Origin of the sequence: Nonomuraea sp. ZG12 (genome assembly GCF_052068115.1) — a bacterium.
Lineage (GTDB): Bacteria > Actinomycetota > Actinomycetes > Streptosporangiales > Streptosporangiaceae > Nonomuraea.
The window spans coordinates 26,447-44,513 of the sequence record NZ_JBQHCW010000034.1 but is presented as its reverse complement, the minus strand read 5'-3'; the positions used below and the strand labels follow the sequence as shown (position 1 = coordinate 44,513).

Annotated in this window: 14 protein-coding genes; 3 read left to right on the top strand and 11 right to left on the bottom strand. The window is 71.0% G+C overall.

The window, feature by feature from the left end; translation table 11 throughout:
• Positions 1-130 precede the first annotated feature (130 nt).
• Positions 131-982: a carbonic anhydrase gene (locus tag ACTMTF_RS44815; RefSeq protein ID WP_441116191.1), complete on the bottom strand. Its 852-nt coding sequence runs from the start codon at positions 980-982 to the stop codon at positions 131-133.
• A gap of 238 nt (positions 983-1,220) precedes the next feature.
• A complete protein-coding gene (locus tag ACTMTF_RS44810; RefSeq protein WP_441116190.1) occupies positions 1,221-1,820 on the bottom strand; it encodes a TetR/AcrR family transcriptional regulator in 600 nt (199 codons plus the stop codon).
• Between the two features lie 255 nt (positions 1,821-2,075).
• On the opposite strand from ACTMTF_RS44810, the gene ACTMTF_RS44805 reads away from it, so the two are divergent.
• Positions 2,076-3,257: a YbfB/YjiJ family MFS transporter gene (locus ACTMTF_RS44805; RefSeq protein ID WP_441116189.1), complete on the top strand. Its 1,182-nt coding sequence runs from the start codon at positions 2,076-2,078 to the stop codon at positions 3,255-3,257.
• 65 nt (positions 3,258-3,322) lie between these two features.
• Positions 3,323-4,012: an alpha/beta fold hydrolase gene (locus ACTMTF_RS44800; RefSeq protein WP_441116188.1), complete on the top strand. Its 690-nt coding sequence runs from the start codon at positions 3,323-3,325 to the stop codon at positions 4,010-4,012.
• On the opposite strand, the gene ACTMTF_RS44795 is transcribed toward ACTMTF_RS44800, so the two are convergent.
• Together ACTMTF_RS44795 and ACTMTF_RS44790 are read right to left on the bottom strand one after the other, a co-directional pair.
• Positions 3,982-4,677, bottom strand: coding sequence for a DNA alkylation repair protein (locus ACTMTF_RS44795; protein ID WP_441116187.1), 696 nt, complete (start codon positions 4,675-4,677; stop codon positions 3,982-3,984). The two genes, ACTMTF_RS44800 and ACTMTF_RS44795, sit on opposite strands and share 31 nt — an antisense overlap.
• 60 nt (positions 4,678-4,737) lie before the next feature.
• Positions 4,738-5,460 carry a sulfite exporter TauE/SafE family protein gene (locus tag ACTMTF_RS44790; RefSeq protein ID WP_397017552.1) on the bottom strand — a complete coding sequence of 241 codons (723 nt, stop codon included), beginning with the start codon at positions 5,458-5,460 and terminating at the stop codon, positions 4,738-4,740.
• A 336-nt stretch (positions 5,461-5,796) separates the two neighbouring features.
• Between ACTMTF_RS44790 and ACTMTF_RS44785 the strand changes: the two genes are divergently transcribed.
• The gene (locus tag ACTMTF_RS44785; protein ID WP_441116186.1) at positions 5,797-6,333 is read left to right on the top strand and encodes a thioesterase II family protein; all 537 of its coding nucleotides are present in this window, start codon (positions 5,797-5,799) and stop codon (positions 6,331-6,333) included.
• Here the strand turns inward: ACTMTF_RS44785 and ACTMTF_RS44780 are convergent.
• The 7 genes from ACTMTF_RS44780 to ACTMTF_RS44750 all read right to left on the bottom strand — a co-directional run bounded on the left by ACTMTF_RS44780 (position 6,314) and on the right by ACTMTF_RS44750 (position 18,033).
• Positions 6,314-11,362 carry a type I polyketide synthase gene (locus ACTMTF_RS44780; protein ID WP_441116185.1) on the bottom strand — a complete coding sequence of 1,683 codons (5,049 nt, stop codon included), beginning with the start codon at positions 11,360-11,362 and terminating at the stop codon, positions 6,314-6,316. The genes ACTMTF_RS44785 and ACTMTF_RS44780 overlap by 20 nt on opposite strands.
• 19 nt (positions 11,363-11,381) lie before the next feature.
• Positions 11,382-13,049, bottom strand: a complete 1,668-nt coding sequence (locus tag ACTMTF_RS44775) for a non-ribosomal peptide synthetase (protein ID WP_441116184.1) — start codon at positions 13,047-13,049, stop codon at positions 11,382-11,384.
• 50 nt (positions 13,050-13,099) lie between these two features.
• On the bottom strand, positions 13,100-14,311 hold the full coding sequence (locus ACTMTF_RS44770) for a peptidogalycan biosysnthesis protein (RefSeq protein ID WP_441116183.1): 1,212 nt from the start codon (positions 14,309-14,311) through the stop codon (positions 13,100-13,102).
• Positions 14,312-14,336: 25 nt separating this feature from the next.
• Positions 14,337-15,269 (bottom strand): sulfotransferase domain-containing protein, encoded by a 933-nt coding sequence (locus tag ACTMTF_RS44765; protein WP_441116182.1) that lies wholly within the window; start codon positions 15,267-15,269, stop codon positions 14,337-14,339.
• Between the two features lie 170 nt (positions 15,270-15,439).
• Positions 15,440-16,588, bottom strand: a complete 1,149-nt coding sequence (locus ACTMTF_RS44760; protein WP_441116181.1) for a hypothetical protein — start codon at positions 16,586-16,588, stop codon at positions 15,440-15,442.
• Entirely contained in the window at positions 16,585-17,070 is a 486-nt protein-coding gene (locus ACTMTF_RS44755; protein WP_441116180.1) for a SigE family RNA polymerase sigma factor, read from the bottom strand. The genes ACTMTF_RS44760 and ACTMTF_RS44755 overlap by 4 nt, the downstream gene beginning before the upstream one ends.
• 48 nt (positions 17,071-17,118) lie before the next feature.
• A complete protein-coding gene (locus ACTMTF_RS44750; RefSeq protein WP_441116179.1) occupies positions 17,119-18,033 on the bottom strand; it encodes an NAD(P)-dependent oxidoreductase in 915 nt (304 codons plus the stop codon).
• Positions 18,034-18,067: the final 34 nt, after the last annotated feature.

The window sequence follows — 18,067 nt, the reverse complement described above, 5'->3', positions numbered from 1 at the left end:
CTGAGGTGGAGTGTCATTGAGCCCTGAACGAACCATCTCGACGACCGGCTATGGCGGATCTCGGGCTGGTACTCGTGGCCGATGCTCTGGGTCGGGCGAATCGGCAAGATCGCCGCGGTCGTCGTCGGGTTCAGGTGGGTGCGCCGTTCAGGATCTCGACCTCGCCCGTGTCCAGGGAGTAGTACGCGCTGACCACGGCCAGGACTCCCTTGGCCACCAGCGGCGCGAGGTCCTGATTGCCGCGCAGGGCGTTCGCGGTGAGCTCCACCTGGGCTCTGGCCATCGTCTCGGCGGGGTCCGCGCCGCCCTCCCGCACGGCCTGTTCGTACGCGGGACGCATGGCCTTCGCGATCGCCTGGAGGTTGCCCGGCAGCGGCTCGTCTTCCCGCAGGGCTTTGTAGGCGGCGGAGACCGCGCCGCAGCGCTGGTGGCCGAGGACGATGATCAGCGGGGTTCCGCTGGTCATCGGCCCGTACTCGACGGAGCCGGTGATGACGGGCCCCACAGCCGCCCCGCCGCTGCGCATGACGAACAGGTCACCCAGGCCGGTGTCGAAGACCAGCTCGGGCGGCACCCGGGAATCGATGCAGGACAGCACCGCGCCGTAAGGCTGCTGGCTGGCGGCCAGCAACTGACGGCGTGTGGGATCGCGATCCGGATGCTGGAGAGCGTTGGCCACCCAGCGTCTGTTGCCCTCCATCAGCCGTCGGTACGCGGCCTTCGGCGTCTCAGGAGCCGGTCCTGTGCGGGACGCGGGCGCCGCCGTGGGCGTCTTGTTCCGCACCTCGGCCGATGAGCAGCCGGTTAGACAGGCCGCCGCCAGGGACGCGGCCGCCGTGAGCATCGTACGTCGTCCCGGGCCGGCGCCCGAGGTGGTCTCACCGGCCCGGCGGGCCGGCAGATCCCGGGGGGTGGCCCAGTGCCGGCCGGCATCGATGACGGCGTCGAGCGGGTCGGGAGGGGAAGCGTGCGGGCTGGTCACGAAGGTGACGGTACGCGGTCGCTTCGTCACTCGTCAGGCGATCGCCCGAGTTCAGCGCCTGAGTGCCGATCCAGCGACCGGGGGATCCGGCATATAGGGCGGCGGTCCCGGAGCGGGTCGGCCTGGGCGAGATGAGTAGGCCGAAAGCTGGAGCACCCTCCTGGCGTGATAGGCCTCAGCCCCTGGGTGACCAGTTCCGCTGGACTTGACGGGCTGCGACAGCCCGATCGGAAAGTCGTCAGGGGCGGAAAGCTCTGAGGGTGATGTCGACCAGGGAGTCGGCGTACTCGGCGGTGAGCGGGCCCGAACGGAGCAGCCACCGCTGGAGGAGGGGGGCGTAGAGCGTTTCCAGGACCAGGTCGAGGTCGGCGTCCGGGGCGAGCTGACCCGCCTGCTGCCCGCTGCGCAAACGCGCCTTCTTCGCCTCGTCCACGGGGCGGGCCAGCTTGTCGTGGTACTGGGCGGCGAGGTCGGAGTCGGTGATGATCTCGGTGTTGAGCGCCCGGATCGGCCTCTCGAAGTCAGGGTCGGCGAACTCGGCGGCCGTCGCGCGCATCACCAGCTTCAGGTCGGCTTCGAGGTCACCGGTGTCCGGCAGCGCCATGCCCTCTCCCTCGGCGTCCTGGCTGAGCGCGAGGAACGAGTCGAAGATCACGGCGCCTTTGGACGGCCACCACCGGTAGATCGTCTGCTTGCCGACGCCCGCCCGTGCGGCGATGGCCTCGATCGAGACCTTTCCGTATCCCACTTCGGAGATCAGCGCGCGGGTGGCTTCGAGGATCGCCTGCCGCGAGCGTTCGCTGCGCCGGGAGTGGTCCGGGTTCCTGACGTTGGGCATGCGCTCAGGTTACCACCCTGATGAGACGGACCGGTTCGTTTTGTCTGGGCGTGTGGCCTTGTCGACGATGGGCGCCGGCGATCGCCGTGGCCCTAGATAGAACCGGTCGGTTCGTTCTGCTGCTAGCATCCAACTTCGTACCGATCGGTTCGATCTTTGGAGTGTCATGCCGCCCTATGCCGGCTCACCGCACCTACGGAACGCCTCGGACGCACGGGACGTGGCCCCCGATGCCGACGCCGGGAGCGCGGGCCGATGACGCGGATCGCGCGAGAGGCGAGGTCCAGGGCGATGTGGCAGGCGGGCCTGCTGGCGCTCGGCACCGCCTCGGCGATCGGGCTCGCGCGCTTCGCCTACGGCCTGCTCGTGCCGGCCATGCGCGAGAGCTTGGGCTGGACGCTGGCCGAGGCGGGGGCGATGAGCACCGCCAACGGGCTCGGCTACCTCCTCGGCGCGCTGGTCACCGCCGCGGTCGTGCGCCGCTGGGGGACCGCCGCCGCCTTCCGCGCCGGCATGGCGCTCACCACCGTGTCCCTGGCCGCCACCGTGGCGAGCGACGCCTACCTGGCGATGCTGGCCGCGCGGACCGCGGCCGGAGCGGCGGGGGCGGTGGTGTTCGTCGCGGGCGGCGTGATCGCCTCACGCGCGGCCGCCCGCGCGTCCTCCGACGCGCCCATCGCCGTGTACTTCGCCGGCACCGGCCTGGGCATCGTCGTCAGCGGTGTGAGCATCCCCGCCCTGGGGGAGCACTGGCGCCTGGCCTGGATCGGCATGGCCGTCGGAGCCGCACTGGCGACCGTGGCGAGCTGGCGCGCAGCGGACGCGGGCGAGGGGACGCACACGATGACGGCCGAGGGCCGGGCCCGGGTGCGCCCGCTGTGGGGAGCAGCCCTGGCCTACGTGCTGTTCGCCGCCGGATACATCACCTACATCACCTTCCTGTCCGCCTATCTCGCCGACCAGCACGCCCCGCTCGGGCAGGTGATGCTCACCTGGACGGCACTGGGCCTGGCCGTCATCGCGACGCCGGCGCTGTGGAGCCGCCCCACCGCCGCATGGCCCGCCACCCGCGTCATGGCCGTCCTGCTCGCCATCCTGGCCGGCGGATCGGCGCTGGCGCTGGCCGCACCCACGCCACCGGTCATCCTCGCCTCAGCGATCATCTACGGAGCGACGTTCATGGGCGTCCCCGCCGCCGTCACCGCCCTCATCAAAGCCGACGTCCCGTCCGCCGACTGGACCGCCACGCTGGCGGCGTTCACCACCGTCTTCGCGGCGGGTCAGACCGCCGGGCCGTGGATCGCCGGCGTGGTCGCCGATCACACCTCGACCGAGGCCACCCTGGCGTGGACCGCGATCCTGTGCGCCGCGGCCTCAGTGACCGCCCTCGCCGCAGGCCGTACGCGTCCCCGGCCCGCCGTGGGGACACGCGCCTGACAACGGGTGACCCCGCCACGCCCTCATGAGCCGTCGAATCCGGCAAAGAGAAAGAGAGAAAGATCATGACTGACTTCGTGCTCATCCCAGGGATGTGCCACGGCGGCTGGTGCTTCCAGGAGCTCACCGGCGAGCTGCGCGCGCAGGGACATGCCGTCCACCCGCTGACGCTGACCGGGCTCGGCGAGCGCGGCCATCTGCTGCACGGCGGAGTGAACCTCGACACGCACATCCAGGACGTGACCGGTGTGCTGGCCGCTGAGAACATCCAGGATGCCGTGCTGGTCGGCCACAGCTACGGAGGGATGGTGATCACCGGCGCCGCCGACCGCGCGCCCGAACGGGTGGCCGCCCTGGTGTACCTGGACGCCATGGTGCTGGGGCCGGGCGACTCCTGCTGGACCCTCGTCTCCGACCAGGAACGGCGATGGTACACGGACGTGGTGGAGACCGGCTACGCGGTACGGCCGCTGCCCTTCTTCGACCCACGGGCCACGCCGCACCCGCTGGCCTCGCTGCTCCAGCCGCTCCGGCTCACCGGCGACCTCGGGCACATCCGCCGCAGGGAGTACGTGTACGCCGCGGGATGGGACGGCCCATCCCCGTTCACTCCCGTCTACCGGCGGTTGCGTGCGGACCCCTCGTGGAGGACGCACGCGCTGGACAGCGGGCACAACCTGATGCGGGACGCGCCGCAGGACCTGGTGAGGATCCTGCTCGGGGATCAAGCGGGTGCGGACCGGGTGACCGGCTGATCCTGCTGCCGGCGCACCATCTCGGTGATCCAGGTGGGCGCGAACGGAGACGTGCACCCCGGGGAAGTCGGGTAGTCCTTGAGCACCTCCAGGCGCTCACCGATGCCGATGGCACGGGCGCGGTGCTCGGCGTGCTCGATCCCGATCTGCGCCAGGCAGTGGTTCATCGCCCACTGCAGGCGATCCGGGGCGTCCTTCATCTCCGACTCGATGACGTCGAGCAGTCCTGTGAGGTCGAGGATCTCGGGCTTCTTCGTCACGCGTTCGGTGGTCAGCGCCCAGCCGGCGCTCGCGACCACTGGATCCGGATCGGCGGACCAGGCCAGGCGCAGCTCCTCGGCGTGCGGGCTCTTCTTCACCACGTAGTTCACGAGCCAGTCGTGCACCTTGGGGGAGCGCGCCTCGCGCAGCATGACGTCCAGTTCGTCCCGCCCGAACGCCTTCGGGCGGGAGATCAGGATCGCCAGCAGTCTCGCCGCGGTGTCATCGGTCTCCCAGAGCCGGTACGCGAGCTCCTGCTGCGTCTTCAGCCGTTTAGCGAGCGCGCGCAGCTTGCCGAGGTTCACACCGTGGTCGTCACCGTGTCTCTCGTTCACCTCGCGTACCTTCGGGTCCTCGAGGCCGGCCAGCTCGGCCATGACCTCGGTCAGCGTCGTCCCGGCCATCTGAGCCTCCTGTCCACCAGCGAGCGAGATTCACCCTACGCCGGATCTCACCCGCAGGCGTCAGCCGTTGAGGGCGCTGAAGAGGGTCACCGCCGCGCTGACGAGGAGGGACACCAGCACCACTTTACGGAAACGCTCCGGATCGATCCGGTTGAAGACGGCGTTGCCGGCGAACCACCCCAGCTGCACGACCGGCAGGCCCACCAGCCCGATCCAGAGCGACTGGGTGTTCACCTGGCCGGCCGCGGCGAACCCGATCAGGCTGAGCACGCTGGTGGCGGCGAACACGGCCGCGAGGGTGGCGCGGAACTTGTGGGGGTCGTAGCCCATGCCCTGGAAGGCGGCGACCATCGGCGGCCCGTTGGTGCCGGTGGAGGTGGAGAGCGTGCCGGAGATGAGCCCGGCTCCCACCAGCACGGGAACATTCCCGGGCACCTTCACGCCTCGCCACACCATCACGGTGCAGCCCAGCACGCCGACCCCGATCAGCGCCGTGAGCACGCGCTCGGACGTCACCGCGTACACCCAGAGGCCGAGTGGCATGCCGACCACGATGCCGGCCGTGGCGATCACGGCCACCTTCCACTCGGCGTGGTGACGCTGACGCACGGCGATCGTGACGGTCATGGCCAGGGCGGAGAGTGTGGTGGCGACCACTGCCGTATGAGGGTCGACCGTGAGGGCCAGCAATGGCGTGGCGACGAGGGCGTACCCGAATCCGGTCACCGCGTGCACCGTTGAGGCGATCAGGATAATCACGGCGGCGGCAAGCAGCGTGGACACCTGCCACACTTTGCCATAGATCTACTGAAATAGACCAGTATTCTTCGACAATTTGATCGTCGGCGTTAGATGGTGCGATATCTGGAGCCCGTCCGGGATCGGGGTTAGGCTTCGCCAAATGATTGGTGCGGCGGTCTTCGCACTTTGTCAATGGGGTCAATAGGAGCTGATGACGTGGGTGGTCAGGAGTTTGCGCGTTACATCGTCAGCCCGGCACTCGATGGTGACCAGGCCGTCATCTTCGTTCCCGGACTGGGAGGCCGGACGAAATTCGTGGACCGGTGGAACGAGCCGGGCGGGGCGCCTGTCATCCACCGGTCCACGTGGAGCGAGCCGATGAGCGTGCCCTCCATCGACGAGCGCGGTGCGGCGCTCGCCGCCCTCATCACGCACTCCGGTGTCACGGATGTTGTGCTCGTGGGCCACAGCATGGGCGGGCTGGTCTGCCTGGAGGCGGGCAAGCGCCTGGAGGGACGGCTTCGCGGGACCGTCCTCATGTGTCAGTACCCGCCGCACCGCACGCCGTCGTCGCCGCTGGCGGAGCTGCCGGACCGGGCCCTGGCCGAGGAGCTCGAGGCGCCGCCCCACATCAGGGACACGGCGGCTCTCCCTGAGTACGCGCGTCTCTGGCGGTCGGAGTACCAGCTCCTCAATCGCTATCTGGAGTCAGATCCGCGCCCGATGCTCAACGCGCCGATCATCGCGGTCGGCGCCGCCGATGACGCGAGCTCCTGGAACACCGCGTGCCTCGATGACTGGAGCCACTACACGACGGAGTGGCTGTCGGTTCACCTGATCGACGGCGGCCACCAGATCGTCGAGGAGCTGCCCTCGGAGACCCTCCGCGAGTGGGTCAGGAAGGTTCGTGGCTGAGCCGCCTCAGCTCGGCGACCAGCTCGGCCACCGTCGGATGGTCGAAGATCGCAGCGATGCCGATGTCCACGCTGAAACCCCTGCGGATCTCCTCGACCAGCCCCACGGCGGTGAAGGAGTCGCCGCCCAGATCGAAGAAGTTCTCCTCGGGGTGGACCGACTCCACGCCGAACGCGGCGCACCACATGTCCGTCAGCCGGGCCTCGATCGACGCCGCGTCCGTGGTCCCGGGTGAACCGGCCTCCGCCCGTGCCCCGGCCGACGCCGCCGGCCGCTCGTCGGCGGTGCCGGTGCCGGTGCTGGTGCTGGTGTCGGTGTCGGCCGGCAGGTCCTCGGAGGGCCTCAGGACCGCGTCCTCCCCCGGCAGGGTGATCGCCACCTGCCGGTGACCGGGCCGGCCCAGGAGGCGCAGCAACATGCCGACACCGGTCGCGGGCGTGATCCCGGCCTCGGCGCCCCGCTCCTCACGAGAGGTCTCGGGGGCGACCATGGATTCGTCGACGCGGCGCATGGTGAAGCCCCTGACCTCGACGGCGACGTCACCGCCGGCCGTCAGCACGTCGATGTCGGCCACGATCGTGTCCGACCCGCTCGGGCGCCGGCGGATGTGGCTGTACGCGAGCCCCGGTATCGACCGGTGCACCACGATCGACTGGTACGCGAAGGGCGCGTGCGGAGGCTCGTGGTCAGGGTCGCGCGCCAGTGACACCGCCGCGTCCAGGAGGGTGGGATGCAGGGCGTGCTCGCGGAGCTCATGGCCGAACGTCTCGGGAAAGGTGAGTACGGCGAGCTTCGTGCCGAGGTCGTCCCCGGAGGTCCAGATCTCCTCGCCGGGCCATCGTGGGCCGATGGTGAACAGCCGGTTGCCGGGATCGTTCACGGGTGTCCGCCGCTCGGGCAGCGACGCGCGCAGCCCGTCCAGGTCCACCTTGCCCGCGCCGGCGTCCACCAGCAGGATCTCACCCGTCGTGTGCACACGGTAGTCGCCGGACGAGCCGGAGGACGACGCGAGCGGCGCGGTGCGCACGGTGAATCGCCAGAGGCCCTCGTCGGCTTCGAAGCCGACCTCGAGTGACACGGGCTCCGGGGTGGTGATCGGCTGCCGGAAGACCATGTGGCGCAGCTGCGCGGGACGCCCGTTCGCGGGTTCGACCGCCTCGTGGAAGGCGCGCAGGACGAAGTCGACCTGGGCCGTGCCCGGCAGCACCGGCACACCGTCCAGGCGGTGCTCGTCCAGGATCGGATAGTCCTCGGCCGACAGCGGGGTCGACCACCGGCGCACATCCCCGGCCTGCCGCCCCTGGCGGGCGGCCATACCGACCTCGGCCCAGGACGGCCAGTTGACGGTCATCGAGGCGCAGCCCGCCAATGGCTGCCGGCGCACCACCGCGTCGAGGAAGGCGTTCGCCGCCGCGTAGTCGGCACCGCCCACCAAGCCCCTGAGCGCCGCGCGGCTGGAGAAGGCCACGAAGAAGTCGAGGCCCGCCCGCCCCCGGAGTGCCTCGACCAGGGCGAGCGTGCCGTGGACCTTCGGCGCGAGTGTCGCCGACATCTGCGCCCGCGTGCGGAATCGCAGCACGCCCCCTCCCGCCACGCCGGCGAGGTGGAACACCCCGTTGATGCCGCCGAAGGCGTCCGACGCCTGGTCGAGCACCCGCCGCAGCGCGTCGACGTCGGTCACGTCGCACGCCTCGACGCGGCACTCGGCTCCCAGGGCGCGGATCTCGCGAAGCTCGGCGTCGTGTCCGCCCGGATGGCGCCCCAGCAGCAGCAACCGTGGCCGCAGGCCGGTGTCCGCCAGGCCGCGCGCCACGGCCAGGCCGAGTCCGCCGAGTCCGCCGGTGATGACGTAGGCGCCCCTGGGACGCAGCTCGGCGGGGCCCGTACCGTCAGGGACGAGCTCCCGCTCGCCCGGGACCCAGCGCCGGTCCCCCCGCAGGGCGACGATCTCCGATCGTTCGAGGCCGCGCAGCTCCGCGAGGAGCCGATCGCCGGCCACGCCGCCCTGGACGTCGACGAGCTTGCACAGGGCGCGCGGGTTCTCGAGCATGTAGCTGCGCAGGAGGCCGAGCAGCATGGCCCGCACCGGGTGCACGGTTTCGCCGCCCGTCACGTCCGCGGACAGCTCGGTGACGACCAGGACGTGGCGGCCGCGCTTGTCGGGCGACCGGCGCGCCGCTTCCTGCAGGAGCTCGACGATGCGGTGGAAACCGGCGTCGAGCTGGCCGTCGATGCTGCTCAGGTCAGGTTCGGCCAGGGCTCCGAGCTGTGTCGCGTCGATGATGAACTCCGGGTAGCGCCGCGAGTCCCGCAGCTCGTCAAGGAGCCGGACGACGTCCGCCGGGTGCCGGGGGCGGATCACGAAGTCGTCCGCCGCTCCGGAATAAGAGGAACCGGGCCGGACCCGTAACGCGTCCCATCCGGCCCTGTCGAGCAGGGCCACCAGCTCGCCGGCTCGTCGCGCATCGCCGGGCAGGAACACTAGGGGGCGTGACCGTTCACCGGCGCCGGCGTCGTGGCGCGCGGCCGGGCCGGCCTCCACCCACGTGGGTAGCCGGAACACCGCCGCACGGTCCGCTGCCGCCTCGGCGACGGGGACGCTCGGGGACGCCCGCTCGATCCAGTACCGCTCGCGTTGGTACGGGTAGCCCGGCAGAGGCACGCGTGCACGAGGACCCGTCGCGGTCAGCGACGACCAGTTCACCTCCGCGCCCAGAGTCCACAACCGGGCCAGCGCGTGCAGGAACGAGCTGCGTTCGGTCGCGCCCTTCGACGGCCCGCTGGGGAGCGTCGGCACCGCCTGGTGCCGCTTGCCGCGCACCTGAGGATGTGCGCGTGCCAGGGTGGTGAGCGTCCGCCCGGGCCCCACCTCCAGCAGCACCCGGGCGCCGTCGGACAACACGGCGTCGAGCGCCCGCTCGAACAGGGCGGGCCGGGTGAGCTGCCGGCTCCAGAAGTCCACGCTGCTTACCTGTGCCGGCTCCACGAGGCCGCCCGTGGACGCGGCGTAGAGCTTCCAGCGAGGACCGCGCGGCTCGATGCCGTCGAAGGCCGGGCGGAACCGCTCGGCGGCGCTCATCACGGCCGCGACCGGGGGTGACCCGTCCATCGCTCGCGCTCGGGCGCTCACCAGCCGCACCGCTTCCGGGAGGGTGAACACCCCGCCGATGGCGGCGGCGGCGAACTCCCCGACGCCGTGGCCGAGCAGCGCGCCGGGCTCGATGCCCAGGGCCAGCCACAGCCGCCCCAGCGCGTACTCGACGCTGAAGAGCGAAGCGGTGCCCGCCAAGCCCTCCGGCGCCTCCGACCAGAGCTGCCGCACGGGCAGGCCGCCGGCCTCGAAGAGGTCGAAGCACTCGTCGAGTGCTGCGCCGAACGCCGGCTCGGTGCGATAGAGCTCCGCCGCCATGCGGGCGTGCTGCGCCCCTTCTCCCGGGAACAGGAACACGGTGCTCCGGTCCACCCGGTCCTCCGGGGTGACGACGCGCCTGGCGTCGTCGAGCACGGCGGAGGTCGCGTCGGACATGCTCTCGGCCACCACAGCGCCTCGGACCGGGTGCGGCGTGCGCCCCTGGCGCAGGGTGAACGAGACATCGGAGAGCGGGTCCGCGCTCTCCGCGAAGGATCGGGCGAGCCGCTCCGGGTAGGCCTCGGCCGCGGCCGGCGTCCGTCCCGACCACACGATCAGCTGTGGGGGCTCCGGAGCGGGGTCGGCCGGGCGGACCGGCGCCTCTTCGAGGATCGCGTGCGCGTTCGTGCCGCCGATCCCGAAGGAGCTGACCCCCGCCAGGCGCCGGTGGCCGGCCGATCGGGGCCAGGGCCGCAGCGTGTCGTTGACGCGGAACGGTGAGCGTTCGAGTTCGAGGAGCGGGTTCACCTGCTCGACGTTGATGCTCGCGGGGATCTGCTCGTGGTCCAGCGACAGCGCGGCCTTGATCAGCGACGTGATCCCCGACGCGTGCCCCAGATGGCCCACGTTTCCCTTGATCGACCCGATGGGGCACAGCCCGGGTTCCGACGTCGCCCGAGCGCTGAACGCCTTCCGCAGCGCTGCGATCTCGATGGCGTCGCCCAGCCGGGTCGCGGTCGCGTGCGCCTCCACGTACCCGATGTCCCCGGGCCCCACGCCGGCGGCCTCCATGGCCCGCAGCACGACCTCCGCCTGCCGATCGGCGCTGGGCGCGGTGAAGCCGACCTTGTTCGCGCCGTCGTTGTTGACGGCCACGGCCCGGATCATCGCGGTGATCCGATCGCCGTCGGCCACGGCGTCGGCCAGCCGCTTGAGGACCACGACGCCGACGCCGCTGCCGAAGATCGTGCCGCTGGCCGCCGCGTCGAAGGGACGGCAGTGGCCGTCCCGGCTCAGCGGGCCGTCCTGGGCCCACCAGTACCCGTGACCGACGGGGAACTCGACGTCGGCGCCGCCGGCCAGCGCGACATCGCACTCGTGGAGCCGAAGCGCGTTCACAGCGAGATGTACGGCCACGAGCGAGCTCGAACACGCGGTCTGCACGGTCATGCTGGGGCCGTTCAGGTTCAGCTTGTACGACACGAGCGTCGACGCGCTGTCGGGGTTGTTCCACATGCCGGCCGCCATGCCGGTGGCACTCCGGAGCGCCTCCAGGCTCCCGAGGGCGCGGCCGATCCCGTAGCGGTTCGCGGCGACCGACGAGAACACCCCCGCTCTGCCGAGTCTCAGGGCGTCATAGCCGGCGTTCTCGACGGCGGCGTGCGCGGTCTCCAGGTACAGCCGCAACTGCGGGTCGCACGCCTCGGCCTCACGCCGGGTCAGGCCGAAGAACCCGGCGTCGAACAGGTCGATGCCCTCGGGTTCCGCCACCGCCCGCACATAGGCCAGGTCGTCCAGCGCCTCGCGTGACACGCCGCTCGACCGGAGCTCGTCCTCGGACGGGAAGCGCACCGCCTCCTCCCCGGCCACGAGGTTGCGCCAGAGCTGCCGGGTGTCGGCCGCCGCCGGGAAACGACCGGCCATCCCGATGATCGCGATCGGCTCAACGAGGTTACCCATATCGTCCGCCCCTCCGAGGTCAGGTCGAGTCGTCCAGGTGCTCCAGCAGGTGATCGGCGAATGCCTTCAGGGTGGGATACCGAAAGACCAGCACGGGGGAGATCTCCGTGCCGAGACGGACGGAGACCTCGGACACGAAACGCATGAGCGACATCGAGGTGAAGCCGGTCTCGAAGAAGCCGCCGTCAGGGTCGATCCGGTCCTGGCCGAGAGCGGATCGCGCGCACTCCTGCAGCACCTCCCACAGCGCCGCGGCGTCCCCGGCCGCCGGTGGGGCCGGCTCGTGGTTCTCCGGTGGCGAGTCGCGCACCTCGATGCTCGACGGCAGGACCGCGGGGTCCAGATGGTCGCGGAGGACCGCACGAAGCTCCTCGCCGTCGACCGCCGTCGCGGAGTCCCGTACGACGGTCAGACGCACGGATCCGGCCCCCGTGCCGTCCTCGACGAACGTCGCCACCGAGCCGACGACGCCGGGAACCAGGGCGGCCGCGCCCTCGATCTCGTCCAGCTCCACCCGCGTGCCGTTGACCTGGACCTGCCGGTCAGCCCGCCTGAGGAAGCACAGCGTGCCGTCCGGCAGGCGGCGGACGATGTCGCCGGTGTCGTACCAGCGCCGGCCGTCAAGGCCGGGAGCCAGCAGTGGGGTTCCGTCCGTGTAGCCGAGTGCGCAGGCAGCGGCCTCCACCTGCAACCGGCCTTCCGGACCCGCACCGTCGGACACGATCCGGACCGTGGCATGGCCGAGCGCGCGTCCGATGGGGACCGGGTCCTCGATCGCGTCCCCCTCGCCGGGCGGTACCTGGTGCATGCACAGGACCTGCGGGGTCTCCGACGCGCCGTAGCAGTTGACGATGGTGGCACGTGGGGCGAACCGTGCCGTCGACCGCAGCGCCGAGGCCTTGAGTCGTGCCCCCACCGAGCAGACCAGCCGCAGGCTGTCGACGGGCGGTCTCGACGAGCCCGCCATGAGCTGGAGCAGGACCGGCGAGCCCTGGAGCACGGTGATGGAGTGCTCCGCCAGCCAGTCCGCCGTCAGCCGGGGATCCGAGGTCGTGCGGCCGTCGGGAACGAACAACGTCGCACCGGTGAGCCAGGGCGCGATCAGCTCCCGCAGGCTCGGGTCGTGGCCGGGCCTGCTGAGAAAGGCGATCCGATCGGATCCGTCCATGGGCAGTTCCTTGAAGAACGCCACGCTGGCGGCCTCGAAGGCCGCTCGGCCGACGGCGATTCCCTTCGGCCTCCCCGTCGTGCCGGACGTGAAGAGGATATGACTGACTTCTCCCATGTCCGCGCCGTCGTTCCCGGCGGTGTCCAGCGGGTCCAGGCCGGTGGGGGTGGACGATGGTCCGAAGGTCGCCGCGGCGCCGGTGGCCATCAGCGCTCCGCGCACCCGCTCAGCACCCCAGTCCCCGAGGATCGCCGGGACGGCGCCCGCGCTCCAGAGCCCCACGATCCGCGCGACGAACTCCGGGCTCCGGTCCGCCGGCACGCCCACCACACGACCCTGCAGGCGGTGACCCCGCACCACGCGGCTGACGTCCTCGCTGAGTGCGGCGATGTCGCCGAAGGTGATGTCACGTCCCTCGTGGACGAGGGCGACCCCGCTCAGGTCACGAGGCGTGCGTCCGAGAAGTCCGGGTCCGGCTGTGCCGATCATGTCCAGCTCGGTCTCATCCTCGTCACTCACGCTGGCCTCCCTCGCGGGCTCGACGTCCGGCCCATCGGATCGATGTCGCGTCACAACAGCTCATCCCAGACCGGGTGGAAGTACCTGGGGTGCGTGCCGCGCAGCTTGCGCCAGTGCTCCTTGCGGTCCTCCGCCGGCGCGGTGTCGATCCGGCGGTCCGGGCGGCCCCCGGCCGCGCGGTCCGGGCCGCCGGCCGCCGCCCACGCCAGGTGCACCAGCGGGAGCACGGCCGAACCACGCCTGGCCTTGCCCAGCTCCGCCCCGGCGCCGGTGACGACTCTCGACAGCCCCGCCGCGTAGGCGTGCTTGACGGGTTCGTAGATCGCCGCGTTGAAGTACACGAACGGGTCCGGCGCGTCGTCGTCGAGGCGGCCGAAGTCCGTCACGTACAGCCGGTCATGCCAGCGGCACATGACGCCGGCGCCGGCGACACGACCCCGCACACGGCACAGTACGGCCACCGACGAGGCGTCCCCCAGCGCGGACGCGTACGCCGACAGGCGCCGGGTGACCGCGTCCACGCTGTAGGCCATCCCGTGCTTGGCCCGTACGCGCACGATCATCGGCGCGATGGTCGTGATGGCCGCACGGAGTGGGACGGTCTCGGTCGCACAGTCCCTGGTGAAGAGCCCCACCTCCCGGCGGACGCTGGTGCGTGTGTTCCGTGGCAGCGTCGCGAGGTAGTCGTCGAAGCCCGCACCGGGGAGCTCCAGCTCCGTCTGCGCGACGTTCGCCAGCCGGTGGTGATCGCCGTCGCCGACGACCGGCCCGAGGTCTTTCCAGGAGGAGGCGTCGAGGAACAGGAAGAAGGTGTACGGGAGCCCGCGGTCGGCCGCGACCGCGCCGGCGGCGTCCCGAAGCGCGCGCAGGACCCTTGTCCTGGCCGAATCCGGCAGGGTGCGGTCCACGATGAGCCGCGTACCGAATCCCGCGCGGGAACCGGCCAGCAGGCCCAGCCGGCCGTCGAGCGGACCCGCGGCGCGGAGCAGGTCCTGGAAGTGGAGCTCCGGCCAGTACAGGTAGTCACCATGACTGGGGAGCGACTCATACAGGGGAAGGGCGCCGAGGATGCGGGAACACCCGGGTTCGCGGGCGATCAGGTACGTGACGGGGCCCTCACCGGATCGCTCCAGAGCCCGCAGCCACGTACGGCTCTGGAACAGGTCCCGTGGGTCGGCGACGTCGTTCCACGCCCGCCCGTCGACGTCGTCCAGCGAGGGGACGCGCTCGACCGTCACGAGGCCGGGTACTTCCGGCGTCATCGCCGTGCTCTCCTGGGCACGGCGGTCAGCCGGCCCGGTGATGGAGCCATTCGAGCAGGTCCGGCTCCGCGAGCTCGGCTATCCGGCGGTCGTAGTGCGCTCGATCCTCAGCGGTGAGGAACTGCTCCCATTGGCCCGACTTGCCGCTGCGGAAAAAGCGTTCACGATCGCGGATGTAGCCCAGCTGCTCGTCGGGTGCGAGGTCGGCCGCGCGATTGCGCATCTGCTGGAACGTGGCGGCCTCGACCAGCTCCGGCCAGACGCTCTCGTCGATCTCGATGTCGAGCCGTTCGGCGAGCCGTCGCATCTGGCCGGCGAGGTCGGCGGAGAGGTCGGCGTAGTGCAGCAGGATGACGTTCGGCTCCGCGCGGCGCATCCACGCGCGGCTCTGCGTCCAGATCAGCGCGCGCAGCGAGTCGAGATTGACGTACGGCGAGTCGTCGATGTCCACCCAACGTAACAGGTACGTCCGTTCGTCGAGGAGATCCCTGTCGTCATGTCCGTCGACCGGGACCTCGGCCGCCGCGTCGCCGGGGTGGGCGGCCTGGTGGATCAGCCGGCGAATGACGTCACGTTTGAGGTTCCTGCCGTGACTGCGCAGGGAGATGGCGACGTCGCGCGGGTCCCGCCCCACCGTGATGTAGGTGACCCGCGGATCGGCCGGGATGCTGTCGAGCGGGATGTGCGTCTTGATGAAACGGCGGTGCCGCTGCGCGGCCAGGTGGTCCCAGACCTCCTGCTTCGGACGTACGAGCATGTCGATCCACGGGGAGAGGCTCGACAGCGGCGCAGGCAGCCGGGGCGTCTGGAAGATCAGGAGCGCGCAGATCGTCTGGGTCCAGGTGGTGCCGCACTTCGCCGGAGAATTGATGACAATGTCGCCAGGCCGGAATTCGAAACCGTCCCACCGGGAGCTGTCCTCCATCGGTGTGAGGTAACGGGCTAGATGCGTCGTCATTGGCGTGAGTTTAATCACAGTATGGGAGTAAAGGAAGGTATGTGTTTTTCTGTGCGCTTTCCGGATAACAATCGCAGGTTGTGGGGGAGGCGTTTTATCCGGCGAAGTGCCTGGTGGGAACATTCCAAAATGAATGGGACCCGCTTTCGTGCGGTGATCGGCCGGGCCGTTCACCCGCTGCGCAGGGAGTAGGCGGTCACATCATCGGACAGGTCGGCGACGCGTGACAGCGCACCGGTGCCGACGTTCCAGCCGAGCAGCCGGTCCCCGCTCTCGATGATCACCGTGCCGGGGCTGATCCAGCCGCGCACGGGGCAGCCGCCCTTCCCGCACCTCGTGCCGGGAGAATCGCCCCAGGGCAGGAGCAGCGTCCTGACCAGCCGGCCCGTGGCGGTGTCGGCCACGACGACCACGTCGGCTCTGCCCGCCAGGTCGTGGTGGGCGGGCGCGGACCTGGCGACGAGGCCGTCGCGCTGCCATCCGTGGTCGCCCACGGGCCGGCCGCCCTCGCCGGTGACGCCCCGGAGGTCCAGCTCCACCTCCGACCCGCCCTCCTGGACGACCGTCCGGCCGCCGTCGGACGAGACGATCCTGAGGTCGCGATAGCCCGCCACTCCCGCGAAGCCCTTGTACGGCTGCCGCTGCGCCTTCCCCGTGGCCAGGTCGAGCAGGTAGTTCGCCTCCTTCTGCTCGACGAGGAGCCGCTCGCCGCGCCAGAGCACCATCTCGTTGCGCCCCGGCACCGGGTAGCGCCTGGCCCGGCCGATCACGAGGTCGACGACCACCACCTCGTCCTGCTGCGGGAAGGCGGCCATCGTCCCGTCGGGGGCGAGCGAGTTGGGCTTCAGCGGCGTCCCGCCGTTGCCGGCCGAGCCCAGCTTCACCTTGAGAGGGACGCGCCCGTCGGCCTTCATGACGTAGATCCGTCCGTCGCCGAACTCGGCCAGCGCCAGGACGGGTCCGGAGACCGCGGTCACGACGGGGATGCCGGCCCACCTCTCCGGTAGCGCGGTCGCCGACGCGGGCAGCGCCGCCTCACCGCTGGGCGGCGGCGCTGTGTCCATGACGGGGGCGGGCGGGATCGTGTGCGTGGGCGTGACGCTGGGGTAGACGGTGATGCCGCGCTCCACCGGCTCCGGGGACACGACGATTCCCACCACGACGAGCGCGGCGACCGTCAGGGCCGTCGCGGCGACCGTCCACCGGCGGCGGGTACGGCTCCGCGTGCCCTGCCGCCACAGCTCACCCGCGCGGGACGACCCCTCGGGCAGGGTTCCGGCGAGATCGTCGAAGAGCTCCCGCAGCCTCTGGTCCGTCATATCAACACCTCTTCCAGCTCGGGAGCGACCTCGCGTAACCGCTTCAGTGCCGCGTGCGTCTGGCTCTTCACCGTCCCGGCCGACACCCGCAGGATCGCCGCGACCTCCCCGACGGGCAGGTCCTCGTAGAAGCGCAGCACCAGCACCGCCCGCTGCTTCACCGGCAACCTGGCCAGCGCGCGGGCGAACACCACCTTCAGGTCCGACGCTCCCGAGGTGTCGTGGTCCGCCTGGTCGGGCGGCTCCTCGTAGGGGAACTCCCGACGCCTCCGCCACCTGGACGCCACCTCCCTGTACAGGGTGGTACGCACGTAATTGACCGGGTCGGTATGCACCTTCGACCAGCGGCGCGCCAGTTTGATCAGGGCATCCTGGAGCACGTCCTCGGCCAGATGCCTGTCACCGCTGATGAGAATGGCGGCACGCAGCAGTCGCGGGTGCCAGGCGGCGACGAAGGCCTCGAACGCCTTGGAATCCGTCATGTAGACAAGACGTCCGGGAGGGGGTGAACGGTTGGGTCTTTCCCGAAATCAGCTATCCGGCACTGACCGGCTTACACCGTCGAGGGGCCGGCGGAACACTTCGATCAGCGCGGCGTAACCGTCGCCGCCGTGGCCTTCGGTGACGGCGCGGTCGGCCAGGGCCTTGACGAGCTTCGGCAGCTCGGCGTTGACCCCGAGGGCCTCACTTTCGTGGACGAGGAGATCCATCGCGGCCACGTGGGTGCCGATCGTCGCGTCGGCAGCCTGGTAGGCGCCGTCGTCGATCTGCTGGGCGTACCCGGACAGCCAACCGGCCACGATCGCGATGTTCTGCCGGGCGAACGGGTCGAACGTCGAGGCGTCCACGCCCGCCGTACCGAGCAGGGCCGCACCGTACAGGAAGCCGTTCAGAATGCTCCACATCAGGCTCGCCCCGGCCGCGGAGTACAACGCGGACAGGCCGTGGTCGGCGCCGAGGAACATCGCGTCGCCGAGGCTCCGCAGGGGCGCTTCGTGCGGCTCGAAGGCCGAGCGCGGGCCGCTGTAGAGGATGAGCGACTCCGCCGTGCCGATTCCCTGGGGGGTGGCCATGATCGAGCCGGCGAGGTAGGCGGCTCCCCGCCCCGCCGCCCACTCGGCGGTCTCACGCGCCTCCTGCGAGGTGCCCGTGGTCAGGTTCACCAGGACCCTGCCGTCAAGGACGTCGGCGATCGACGCGCGAAGCCGGTGAACGGCGTCGTGGTCCGTGACGCAGATGACCACCAGCGACCCGGCCGCCACGGCGTCCGCTACCGACTCGGCGAGTTCGGCGCCCTCGGCGACGAGCCGGCCGGCCTTCGCCGCCGTACGGTTCCACACGGTCGTCGGGTGTCCCGCGCGCAGGAACGCCCCGGCCAGCGCCTGCCCCATCAGGCCCAGGCCGATGACCGTCACCGGCGTACGGCTCTCTTCACGGTTCCGCATGGTCGCTCCTACCGGGTGCGTGAGGATAGATGAA

What these genes read in the sequence shown, in the direction of transcription:
- ACTMTF_RS44810 (WP_441116190.1), bottom strand. Translation starts at nt 1,820, where the DNA reads ATGCCCAACGTCAGGAACCCGGACCACTCCCGGCGCAGCGAACGCTCG.
- ACTMTF_RS44805 (WP_441116189.1), top strand. Translation starts at nt 2,076, where the DNA reads ATGACGCGGATCGCGCGAGAGGCGAGGTCCAGGGCGATGTGGCAGGCG.
- ACTMTF_RS44800 (WP_441116188.1), top strand. Translation starts at nt 3,323, where the DNA reads ATGACTGACTTCGTGCTCATCCCAGGGATGTGCCACGGCGGCTGGTGC.
- ACTMTF_RS44795 (WP_441116187.1), bottom strand. Translation starts at nt 4,677, where the DNA reads ATGGCCGGGACGACGCTGACCGAGGTCATGGCCGAGCTGGCCGGCCTC.
- ACTMTF_RS44785 (WP_441116186.1), top strand. Translation starts at nt 5,797, where the DNA reads ATGAGCGTGCCCTCCATCGACGAGCGCGGTGCGGCGCTCGCCGCCCTC.
- ACTMTF_RS44780 (WP_441116185.1), bottom strand. Translation starts at nt 11,362, where the DNA reads ATGGGTAACCTCGTTGAGCCGATCGCGATCATCGGGATGGCCGGTCGT.
- ACTMTF_RS44770 (WP_441116183.1), bottom strand. Translation starts at nt 14,311, where the DNA reads ATGACGCCGGAAGTACCCGGCCTCGTGACGGTCGAGCGCGTCCCCTCG.
- ACTMTF_RS44765 (WP_441116182.1), bottom strand. Translation starts at nt 15,269, where the DNA reads ATGACGACGCATCTAGCCCGTTACCTCACACCGATGGAGGACAGCTCC.
- ACTMTF_RS44760 (WP_441116181.1), bottom strand. Translation starts at nt 16,588, where the DNA reads ATGACGGACCAGAGGCTGCGGGAGCTCTTCGACGATCTCGCCGGAACC.
- ACTMTF_RS44755 (WP_441116180.1), bottom strand. Translation starts at nt 17,070, where the DNA reads ATGACGGATTCCAAGGCGTTCGAGGCCTTCGTCGCCGCCTGGCACCCG.
- ACTMTF_RS44750 (WP_441116179.1), bottom strand. Translation starts at nt 18,033, where the DNA reads ATGCGGAACCGTGAAGAGAGCCGTACGCCGGTGACGGTCATCGGCCTG.